The 9,850-nt window shown below is 61.4% G+C and carries 10 protein-coding genes and 1 pseudogene; 6 read left to right on the forward strand and 5 right to left on the reverse strand.

All coding sequences use genetic code 11. The features are described 5' to 3' along the window. Window positions 1–305: 305 nt before the first annotated feature. Together ACK543_RS10825 and argG are read left to right on the forward strand one after the other, a co-directional pair. Window positions 306–623: a pyrimidine/purine nucleoside phosphorylase gene (locus ACK543_RS10825; protein WP_409942858.1), complete on the forward strand. Its 318-nt coding sequence runs from the start codon at window positions 306–308 to the stop codon at window positions 621–623. Between the two features lie 31 nt (window positions 624–654). Then, window positions 655–1,992 carry an argininosuccinate synthase gene (gene argG, locus ACK543_RS10830; RefSeq protein ID WP_409942859.1) on the forward strand — a complete coding sequence of 446 codons (1,338 nt, stop codon included), beginning with the start codon at window positions 655–657 and terminating at the stop codon, window positions 1,990–1,992. Between the two features lie 98 nt (window positions 1,993–2,090). Here argG and murB read toward each other — a convergent pair whose 3' ends face one another. Further along, window positions 2,091–3,170 (reverse strand): UDP-N-acetylmuramate dehydrogenase, encoded by a 1,080-nt coding sequence (gene murB / locus ACK543_RS10835; protein WP_409942860.1) that lies wholly within the window; start codon window positions 3,168–3,170, stop codon window positions 2,091–2,093. A gap of 75 nt (window positions 3,171–3,245) precedes the next feature. On the opposite strand from murB, the gene ACK543_RS10840 reads away from it, so the two are divergent. The 3 genes from ACK543_RS10840 to ACK543_RS10850 are packed head-to-tail and all read left to right on the forward strand — an operon-like array spanning window position 3,246 to window position 5,499. Next, window positions 3,246–3,731: a YajQ family cyclic di-GMP-binding protein gene (locus tag ACK543_RS10840; protein ID WP_409942861.1), complete on the forward strand. Its 486-nt coding sequence runs from the start codon at window positions 3,246–3,248 to the stop codon at window positions 3,729–3,731. A gap of 52 nt (window positions 3,732–3,783) precedes the next feature. Then, window positions 3,784–4,461, forward strand: coding sequence for a TIGR02281 family clan AA aspartic protease (locus ACK543_RS10845; RefSeq protein ID WP_409942862.1), 678 nt, complete (start codon window positions 3,784–3,786; stop codon window positions 4,459–4,461). Window positions 4,462–4,476: 15 nt separating this feature from the next. Next, a complete protein-coding gene (locus tag ACK543_RS10850; protein WP_409942863.1) occupies window positions 4,477–5,499 on the forward strand; it encodes an HD-GYP domain-containing protein in 1,023 nt (340 codons plus the stop codon). A 96-nt stretch (window positions 5,500–5,595) separates the two neighbouring features. Here ACK543_RS10850 and plsY read toward each other — a convergent pair whose 3' ends face one another. The 3 genes from plsY to ACK543_RS10865 form a co-directional block, all read right to left on the reverse strand. After that, on the reverse strand, window positions 5,596–6,270 hold the full coding sequence (gene plsY, locus ACK543_RS10855; protein ID WP_409942864.1) for a glycerol-3-phosphate 1-O-acyltransferase PlsY: 675 nt from the start codon (window positions 6,268–6,270) through the stop codon (window positions 5,596–5,598). 53 nt (window positions 6,271–6,323) lie between these two features. Beyond that, on the reverse strand, window positions 6,324–6,818 hold the full coding sequence (locus tag ACK543_RS10860; protein ID WP_409942865.1) for an aminoacyl-tRNA deacylase: 495 nt from the start codon (window positions 6,816–6,818) through the stop codon (window positions 6,324–6,326). Window positions 6,819–7,292: 474 nt separating this feature from the next. Next, complete coding sequence (locus ACK543_RS10865) at window positions 7,293–8,354, reverse strand: aldo/keto reductase (protein WP_409942866.1); 1,062 nt, start codon at window positions 8,352–8,354, stop codon at window positions 7,293–7,295. 453 nt (window positions 8,355–8,807) lie between these two features. Between ACK543_RS10865 and ACK543_RS10870 the strand changes: the two genes are divergently transcribed. Continuing rightward, entirely contained in the window at window positions 8,808–9,737 is a 930-nt protein-coding gene (locus ACK543_RS10870) for an alpha/beta fold hydrolase (protein WP_409942867.1), read from the forward strand. Here the strand turns inward: ACK543_RS10870 and ACK543_RS10875 are convergent. After that, window positions 9,711–9,850, reverse strand: a pseudogene (locus ACK543_RS10875) (IS630 family transposase); the annotation flags it as partial. The gene ACK543_RS10870 and the pseudogene ACK543_RS10875 overlap by 27 nt on opposite strands.

The raw sequence follows: 9,850 nt of genomic DNA on the forward strand, positions 1-9,850 counted from the left end.
TAGGACTCGACCAGCTGCGCGTAGCGCCTGCCGCCCGATGATGTGACTTTGACGAACATGGCGGCAAGTGTAGCAAAAGCAGATTACTACAATCGGGAATGCGACGTGCCACTACAGCGATTTTTGGAAAACGGACAAAAACCGCAGCCAACCCATTGATTCAAAACACACGCGCCTTGGCGCAAGGTCGAAAAAAGGTCGGGAAGTGTCGAACTCGGGTGGCCAGGGCCCTGCCAACCTCCGGCATCAGTCTGCCGCACCTCATCTAAAATTGCGCCTTTTTCTACCCCTTAGGCACCGCATTCATGACCACACAAACGCTCGACGGCGTGACCGTCACGACCCAGGCTAACGTGTACTTTGACGGAAAGTGTGTCAGTCATGGCATCACGCTACCGGACGGCACTAAAAAATCCGTTGGCGTCGTTCTGCCGGCAACGCTGACCTTCAACACGGGCGCACCCGAAATGATGGAATGCGTGGGCGGATCCTGCGAATACAAACTCGCCGGTTCCGACCAATGGATCCGGTCGTCGGCCGGGGAGAAGTTCAGCGTGCCTGGCAACTCGAAATTCGAGATCCGCGCCTCGGAACCGTACCACTACATCTGCCATTTCGGCTGAGTCACCCGCACCACATCAGAATTCACCGTCTATGGCAACCATCCTCCAACACCTTCCCATCGACCAGAAGGTCGGCATCGCCTTTTCTGGCGGACTGGATACCAGCGCGGCATTGCACTGGATGAAGCTCAAGGGCGCAGTGCCGTACGCCTACACGGCCAATCTTGGCCAGCCCGATGAGCCCGACTACGAAGCGATCCCGCGCAAAGCCATGGAGTACGGCGCCGAAAAGGCCCGGCTGATCGACTGCCGGGTTCAACTCGCGCATGAGGGCATTGCCGCCCTGCAGGCGGGCGCATTTCACATTTCCACCGGTGGGCTGACGTATTTCAACACCACGCCTCTTGGACGCGCCGTGACCGGCACCATGCTGGTGGCGGCCATGAAAGAAGACGATGTCAACATCTGGGGCGACGGGTCAACCTTCAAGGGTAACGATATTGAACGCTTTTACCGCTACGGCCTGCTGACCAATCCGTCCCTGCGCATTTACAAACCCTGGCTCGACCAGCTCTTTATCGACGAATTGGGCGGCCGCGCAGAAATGTCGGCGTTCATGACGAAAGCGGGTTTTGGCTACAAGATGAGCGCCGAAAAGGCCTACAGCACCGACAGCAACATGCTGGGTGCGACGCACGAAGCCAAGGATCTGGAGTTCCTGTCCAGCGGCATCCGCATCGTCAATCCCATCATGGGCGTGGCCTTCTGGAAGGAGGAGGTCGATGTCAAACGCGAGGAAGTCTCGGTCCGCTTTGAGGAAGGCCAGCCCGTGGCCCTCAACGGCATCGAGTTTTCAGACCCCGTGGAGCTGATTCTGGAGGCGAACCGGATCGGAGGTCGGCACGGCTTAGGAATGAGCGATCAAATCGAAAACCGCATCATCGAAGCCAAGAGCCGCGGCATTTACGAAGCACCCGGGCTTGCCCTGCTGCATATTGCTTATGAACGCCTGGTAACGGGCATCCACAACGAAGACACGATCGAGCAGTACCGTATGAACGGGTTGAAGCTCGGCCGCCTCCTGTACCAGGGCCGATGGTTCGACCCGCAGGCCATCATGTTGCGCGAAACCGCTCAACGCTGGGTCGCACGCACCGTGACGGGAACCGTCACTCTGGAACTGCGTCGCGGCAATGACTACTCGCTGCTCAACACAGAAAGCCCGAACCTGACCTACGCGCCCGAGCGCCTTTCGATGGAAAAGGTGGAGGACGCGCCGTTCTCGCCCCTGGATCGGATCGGCCAATTGACGATGCGCAACCTGGATATCTCGGACACGCGCGGCAAGCTCGGGATCTATGCCCGTGCCGGTCTGCTTTTGCCTGATTCGCAAAATGACCTTCTACGCGTCACGGCAGGTCAGCAGTAGCCGTGTGAACTGCAAGAAAAAGGCCGTCCGGTGTGACGGCCTTTTTTATGACTTGAATCATTGGGATCCGTCCCTGGGGTTCCACTCGAACACCATCCTCAGACCACGACGGGCTCTGGCTCCAACCGGATACCAAATCGCTCGTAAACGCTGGTCTGGATCGCCTTGGCCAACGTCATCACCTCGCCCCCAGTCACACTTTCAGCCCCGTGGCCTCGGTTGACCAGCACCAGCGCCTGTTTTTCGTAAACACCCGCCTTGCCGATGGTCTTGCCTTTCCATCCGCACGCTTCAATCAGCCAGCCCGCGGCCAGCTTGATGGAACCATCCGGCATCGGGTAGTGCACGATGCGGGGCTCGCGGGCAATGATGTCGGCACACTGGTCGGACGTGACTGTCGGATTCTTGAAAAAGCTCCCGACGTTGCCCACCACCGCGGGATCGGGAAGCTTGGAGCGACGGATATCGCACACCCAGTCGCAGATCTGCTGCGCGTCGGGATGATCCATGCCAGCCTCGGCGCGCCGCCGTTCCAGGTCGATGTAACCGAGCACAGGCTTCCAAGGCTTGGGCAACCTGAAGCGCACGTGGGTAATGACGGCGCGCCCTCCTCCCAGACCCATGCTGCGCGGCAGGTCTACGCTGCGCTGAGGCTGCGGGCCAGGGGCATGCTTGAACACCGAATCACGATAACGAAACCCGCACTGCGCAGCATCCAGCGTGAAGCACTGACCCGTCCATAAATCGACTGCATCCAGGGACTCGAACCGATCCTGCAACTCGACCCCGTATGCACCGATGTTTTGAACAGGCGATGCCCCTACGGTTCCCGGGATCAGCGCCAGGTTTTCCAGACCGGGGAACCCGTGCCTGAGCGTCCAGCACACGTAGTCGTGCCAGGCTTCCCCAGCACCGGCCTCCACGATCCACGCTTTGGCGGTCTCTTCCACAAGACGCACACCCTTAATTTCGATCTTGAGGACCAAAGGCTTCACATCGCCGGTCAGCACAATATTGCTGCCGCCGCCGAGCACAAACTTCGCAAGCTGTGCCAGCTGGGGATCAGCAAGCACCGCGAGCACGTCTGACACCGACCGAATTCGCACCACCTGCTGTGCACGGGCGGCAATGCCAAAGGTGTTCCAAGGCTGTAAGGGGACGTTTTTCTCGACTACCATTGGCGGGATTGTCGCACCCGCCTTGTGCTGGAGACGTGCGGCGCAACCGACACCGAGTCAACAACTTAGTCCACCATGCCATCTTTTGACACTGTCTGCGAAGCCAACCTTGTTGAAGTGAAAAATGCCGTCGAGAACACGGCAAAAGAGATTGGTACGCGATTTGACTTCAAGGGTACGTCTGCCAGCATCGAAATCAAGGACAAGGAAATTACGCTGATCGGAGACGCGGATTTCCAGCTCACGCAGATTGAAGATGTGCTGCGCAACAAGCTCACCAAGCGCAACGTCGATGTGCGTTTTTTGGACTTGGGCGATGTGCAAAAGATGGGGGGAGACAAGGTCAAACAGGTGATCAAGGTTCGAAACGGCATTGAGAGCGAACTCGCCAAGAAGATCCAGAAGCTGCTCAAGGAAAGCAAGCTCAAGGTCCAGGCCGCCATCCAGGAGGACAAGGTCCGCGTGACCGGTGCCAAACGCGATGACCTGCAGGCAGCCATGGCCCTGATCCGCAAGGACGTGACCGACGTGCCTTTGTCGTTCGACAATTTCCGCGATTGACAGGCACCGCACTGCACCGCCCGTCGTGATCGCCCTGCCCTGGAACAAGCCTATGCACGTCCTCTCCCGCATGGCCGGTTTGGTCGGTTTGGTCGGCGTTTGGGCACCGCTGAGTCTCGCGCTATGGCTGCCTGCCGAGTCCGCGAGAGCCCAATCCGTGGCGCTTGCTGGCATGCTCGGTAACAAGGCGCTGCTGGTTCTCGATTCGGGCGCGCCACGGGCGCTGGGGGTGGGCGATGAGGTGCAGGGTGTGAAAGTCATTGCCGTGTCGCGAGACGAAGCAGTGGTGGAGATCAAGGGGGTACGTCGCACCCTGCATCTGGGGGAAGCACCCGTCAGCGTCGGCCATCGCGGAGGCAGCGGCCGCCGCATCGTGCTGGCTGCCGACAGCCGTGGGCATTTCATCAACAGTGGGCTGATCAACGGCAAGCGGATTCAATACATGGTGGACACGGGCGCGTCCACCATCGCCATCGGCCGCACGGACGCGGAGCGCCTTGGCCTGTCATACCAGGCGGGGGAACCCGTTCGCATGAACACCGCCAACGGGATCGCACAGGGCTGGCGGCTCAAGCTCGAGTCCGTGCGTATCGGTGACGTAGAGGTGTTTGGGGTGGATGCCATCGTCATGCCTCAGCCCATGCCGTATGTTCTGCTGGGCAACAGCTTTCTGGCCAGCTTCCAGATGACGCGCACCAGCGATCAAATGGTGCTTGAAAAGCGCAATTGATTACCGTTTGCCACCATGATATCTACCAACCACCATGTCAACCAATCCCGCCTCGAAGGCGAGTACGAAGACCTGTTTGGGCAGTGGTCCGATCTCGAATCAGGCCTGTCGTTGCTGTTGTCTCGGCCGTTGCAAATTCAGGACTTTGCAGCCAAGGCCGGGCAGCTAGATAGCTGGTTGCAGGACCTGGTATCGCATGACATTGATGCGGCGCTGTACCTGATGTTTCAGCTGGCAGGCACTTCCACGGTGGGATACAGCACCTCTCATGCGCTCGTGTGCGGTACGCTGTGTCATATCCTGGCCCAGGAGTTGCAGCTGGCGCAGCCTGAGCGCGACAGCCTGGTGCGGGCAGCACTCACCATGAACATCGGCATGACGGCACTTCAGGATGTGCTGGCAAGCCAGCGCGATCGCCCCACGGCGGCCCAGCAGGAGGCCATCCGCAGCCATCCTGAGGAAAGCCAGGCTGTGCTGTCGCAACTGTCTGTCAAGGATTCGCTGTGGCTTGAGGTCGTAGGACAGCACCACGCCAATATTCCCGACCGCATCCCACTGGAAGAGCAGGAACCCGTCGACCGCCTCAGCCGCATTTTGAGCACCATCGATCGGTATGCGGCCATGATCAGCCCGCGCAAGTCGCGCGCAGGCCGCAGCGCAACGGACTCCGCGCGGGCCATTGTGGGCCAGGAGATCGATCAGCGCGATGAGGTCAGCTATACGCTTGTCCGGTCGGTCGGCCTTTGCCCTCCGGGCACTTTCGTGAAACTCGACAATGGCGATACGGCCATCGTCCTGCGTCGCAGCGAAAAGGCCAACCATCCATTGGTGGCCAGCTTGCTGGACCAAAACGGCCATCACCATGCAGAGCCAATGCTCTACCAAACGTCAAGCGGCAAGCCGCGCATCCAGTCCGCACTGCCGCGCTCTGCGGTGAGCATTGAACTGAACCACCGCATCATGGTGCGCCCGGGCCTCTATGCAGCCCAACACAGCACGCCATTGCGGGAAGTCGCCGCCCGCCCCGGCAACCGGTAGGACCCTCACCACAATCAAACGCAAGATCAGCTCCTCAGCAGCAGAAGCTGGCGAGCCGCGCTTGCGCCGCACGCGCCGGCCAACCGTGCCAATCTGTCACTTGGCGGTCGGCTTTTCGGGTGCGGCAGCGCGCTCATCTTTGGCTGGTTTGCTGCTGCCAAGGCGGGATTCCTTGCCCTTGATGAGGCGTTCGATGTTTTCTTTGTGCCGCCAGGCCAGCAACATGGCCATCACGATGATGGCCCCGGCAATCGTGCCCTCGGCATACCAGACAACGCCGTCCACCAGAAGATAAACCACCGGGGCAAAAGCGGCGGCAGCAAGGGAAGCGAGCGACGAATACCTGAAGAAAAACGCAATGATCACCCAGGTGGCCGCTGCGGCAAGCCCCAGCCAGACACTGATACCGAGCAGCACCCCCAAGGCAGTGGCCACGCCCTTGCCGCCCTTGAACCGGAAAAACACGGGCCATAGATGCCCCAGGAATGCGGCCAGGCCTACCAAGGCCACCGTCCCGCCATTGAGCCCGTAGGGCTTACCAAACCACACCACCAGCATCACAGGCAGCCAACCCTTCACGGCATCGAGCACCAGCGTGATGATGGCCGCGGCCTTGCTGCCAGAGCGCAGTACATTCGTCGCACCCGGGTTTTTGCTGCCGTAGGTGCGTGGATCGCTCAGCCCCATCACGCGGGTGACGATGACGGCAAACGACAGCGAGCCCACCAGATAGGCGGCCAGCGCGGCAAGGATAGGGTAGGTAGCGGTCAAAACGGGTCCTCACAAACATGTCGGCGGCCGCTGGGGCAACCGCGCGCAGCCGGCTATTCTGCCAGCGCGCAGTTCACGGTCTTGGCAGCCAGCAGCCGCACGCAGTCGCGCGGGTCCAGTTGCACCAAAAATCCCCGCCGCCCCCCGTTGATCGCGATGCGGGGTAACGCAAGAATGGTCTCCTCCACATAGACCGGCAGGACACGGCGGGTTCCAAAGGGAGAGGTTCCTCCCACCAGATAACCGCTGTGGCGGTTGGCGACCTCGGGGGCGCAGGGCTCGACCGATTTGGCGCCAATCTGGCGTGCAAGGTTCTTGGTGGACACCTTGCGGTTGCCGTGCATCAGCACGAGCAGCGGTTTCGCGTCCTGGTCTTGCATCACCAGCGTCTTGACCACCGTGAACGGATCGAGGCCGAGAACCTCGGCACTGTGCATCGCGCCTCCGTGCTCCACGTACTCGTACGGGCATTCGGTGAAAGCCACGTTGCGCGACTTGAGCAGCTGGGTGGCGGGTGTTTCGCTAACGCGAGGGGCTCGTTTTGTCATGGTGGCATGCACTAGGAGCCTGTCGGACTTGGAAATCGTCGGCTGCAAATCGACCGCAGCGGTCCATTTTTCACCGCCTTTTTGCACCATAGCTCGGCTATGGTGCTGCAAATTCGGCAAAAACTGTCCTTGCTGGGGCCGATTTTCGCTTTCGACGCTCCAAGTCCGACAGGCTCCTAGATCGTCATGGTAGCGAGCCGGCAGCGACAAGGCCGACGACTGCGGGCACCGGAAGCGGCCCGCGGGCCAGCACGGACACTGATCGGGCACACGCGCGTTCACGCTGAATGGGTACCCTGGGGGAAGCACCCCACAACGGGCGCGCGCGCTGGCAACAGCAATCCGGCAGACAGACCCGGCTTTCTGGGGACAAGGGCGCTCCCCAAGGCCTGGATGCACAGGCCACGGCATCTTCGCGATACGGCCGCAGTGCGCAGCCACACCAGGACGCCGCAGCCGTCCGCAGAAAAAGGCTTACAGGGCCGGGTCGCGCAACTGCCAGCGCATCGCGTCGATGGCTTTGAGCAGATCGGGCGAGAGCGTGGTACCCCATGCCGCAAGGTCCTCATCGAGCTGCGCCACCGAGGTCACGCCGATGATCGTGCTGGCCACCTGCCACTTGGTGTAGCAAAACGCCAGCGCCATCTGGGTCGGTGTCAGGCCGCTCTCGCGGGCCAGGGCGTTGTAGCGGCGCGCGGCCTCCAGGGCCTCGGGGCGGCCCCAGCGCTGCTTGCGAACCGATTCGTACGTGGCGATGCGCGCACCGGCGGGGGCGCCCACACCGGTGATGCCGCTCTGGTCGTACTTGCCGGTCAGCAAACCAAAGCCCAAAGGAGAGTAGGCCAGCAGAGACACCTGCAACCGGTGGCAGGTTTCGTCCATCCCGTTTTCCCAGGTCCGGTTGATGAGGCAATAGGGGTTTTGCACCGTGGCCACCCGGGGCAGGCCGTGCTGCTCAGCCAGCCGGACGAACTCGTGCACACCATAGGGCGTTTCGTTGGACAAACCGATAAAGCGCACCTTACCCGCCTTCACCAGCCCGGCAAGCGCCTCGAGCTGCGCATGGATTGGCGTGACCGAAGTCTCCTTTTCCGGGTTGTAGTACATCGCGCCAAAGGCTGGCACATGGCGCTCGGGCCAGTGGATCTGGTAGAGATCGATCACGTCCGTCTGCAAACGGCGCAGGCTGCCCTCGCACGATGCCACGATGTCTGCAGCGGACATGCCGCTGCCCTGTCGCACCCACGGCATGCCGCGCGACGGACCGGCCACCTTGGTTGCCAGCACGAGTTTCTGGCGCGCCCCCGGGTTCTTGGCGAACCAGTTGCCGATGATGGTCTCCGTGGCACCGCAGGTCTCGGCGCGGGGGGGCACCGAGTACATCTCTGCGGTGTCGATGAAGCTGACGCCCCGAGCCAGAGAATGGCTCAGGATGGCATGGGAATCGGTTTCGTTGACCTGCTCGCCAAACGTCATGGTGCCAAGGCAGATGGGCGTGACTTGCAGATCACTCTGACCGAGACGGACTGTGTTCATGCGAAAAACTCCGGTGAGGATGGGTGACAGCCTGGGAGCGCTGGCCAGCCCAAACGCCGCAGCCGGGCGCAGTTCACCCCCAATTTGCCGATCATGTTACAGGCGACAGCCCAACCGCGTGCGCCCCCCCAGCCATGCCCGCACGGCGCGGGCTCGCGCGCCAACCGCTGTGCCATGCGCTCGGACGCTATTGAGTCGGCATCAACCAACTTGAATGCGTTGATGCGGTTCGAAGCTCTGCGCAAGGCTTCGACAGGCTCAGCCCGAACGGCTGGTTCAAGTTCAAAGGTGCCGGCTCAATAACAGTTGCATTGGCGACAGTGCTTGCACGCCCTGCCCGGTCACGCGCAATAACATCCGACATCGGGCCCGTCGGGCGCGCAGCCCAGGCGCGCGCACCCGATGGCACCAGCACAAGCTCGGCTATCCGTCCGCACCTCCTGCACCATTGCCATGTACCAACCCGCCAGACCTTCCCGCAGCAGCACACTGACCGTTCGCCAGCTCAGCCACCACATTCGGCATTGGGGGCCCGACAAGGCCAACGGCAATGGTGATACCACCCTCGTGCTGCTGCACGGCTGGATGGATGTGAGTGCGTCCTACCAGTTCACGGTGGACGCCATGCAAAGGCAGCGCCGCATCATCGCGCCCGACTGGCGAGGGTTTGGACTCTCCTCGAACGGGCCCGCAGACCATTACGTCTTTGCCGACTATCTGGCGGACCTGGATCTTGTGCTCGACCACTACGCGCCCGGCGAGGTCGTCGACCTGGTGGGTCACAGCATGGGCGGCAATGTGGCCATGATGTATGCCGGCGTGCGGCCAGACCGTGTTCGCCGGTTGGTGAATCTGGAGGGGTTTGGCATGCCCGCGACTCGCCCCGCACAAGCACCCACTCGCTACGCGCAGTGGATCGACGAAATCAAGCAACTGCACGCGGGCGACAAGACGCTCAAAAGCTATGACAGCGCCGATGGCGTGGCGCAGCGTCTGATGAAGACAAACCCGCGTCTTTCGGCGGATAAAGCGCAGTGGCTGGCCCAGCATTGGGCACGCCCCAACACGCAGGGCCAATGGGAAATCCTGGGTGACCCGGCGCACAAAATTACCAGCGCACAACTTTTCAGGCTCGATGAGTTGCTGGCGATCTACCAGCGCATCACCGCGCCGGTGCTGGCCGTGGAAGCCGACAGCAACAGCCTGAGCCAGTGGTGGCAGGGCCGCTACGACCTTGCTCAATACCATCAGCGCCTGGGCCATGTACCGCACTGCCGGCAGGCCGTTGTCACCGGCGCTGGGCACATGCTCCACCACGACCAACCGCAGCAAGTGGCCCGGCTGATCGAGGAATTCCTAGTGTGCTGTCCCGCAAATACGTGAGCAAAGTCGATGCAGCTTTTCAAGGATCGAATCGGCGGTGGCAGTCCATGTGAAGGGCTGGCAGTTTGTGTTGTGCGCGGCGACGAAGTGGTCGATGCGCTGCACAAGCTGCT

The sequence above is a fragment of the Acidovorax sp. genome, assembly GCF_046341535.1.
Classification (GTDB): domain Bacteria; phylum Pseudomonadota; class Gammaproteobacteria; order Burkholderiales; family Burkholderiaceae_C; genus Acidovorax.

Coding starts and splice junctions, on each gene's coding strand:
- ACK543_RS10850 (WP_409942863.1), top strand. CDS start 4,477: ATGATATCTACCAACCACCATGTCAACCAATCCCGCCTCGAAGGCGAG.
- ACK543_RS10845 (WP_409942862.1), top strand. CDS start 3,784: ATGCACGTCCTCTCCCGCATGGCCGGTTTGGTCGGTTTGGTCGGCGTT.
- ACK543_RS10825 (WP_409942858.1), top strand. CDS start 306: ATGACCACACAAACGCTCGACGGCGTGACCGTCACGACCCAGGCTAAC.
- ACK543_RS10865 (WP_409942866.1), bottom strand. CDS start 8,354: ATGAACACAGTCCGTCTCGGTCAGAGTGATCTGCAAGTCACGCCCATC.
- ACK543_RS10860 (WP_409942865.1), bottom strand. CDS start 6,818: ATGACAAAACGAGCCCCTCGCGTTAGCGAAACACCCGCCACCCAGCTG.
- argG (WP_409942859.1), top strand. CDS start 655: ATGGCAACCATCCTCCAACACCTTCCCATCGACCAGAAGGTCGGCATC.
- ACK543_RS10840 (WP_409942861.1), top strand. CDS start 3,246: ATGCCATCTTTTGACACTGTCTGCGAAGCCAACCTTGTTGAAGTGAAA.
- murB (WP_409942860.1), bottom strand. CDS start 3,170: ATGGTAGTCGAGAAAAACGTCCCCTTACAGCCTTGGAACACCTTTGGC.
- ACK543_RS10870 (WP_409942867.1), top strand. CDS start 8,808: ATGTACCAACCCGCCAGACCTTCCCGCAGCAGCACACTGACCGTTCGC.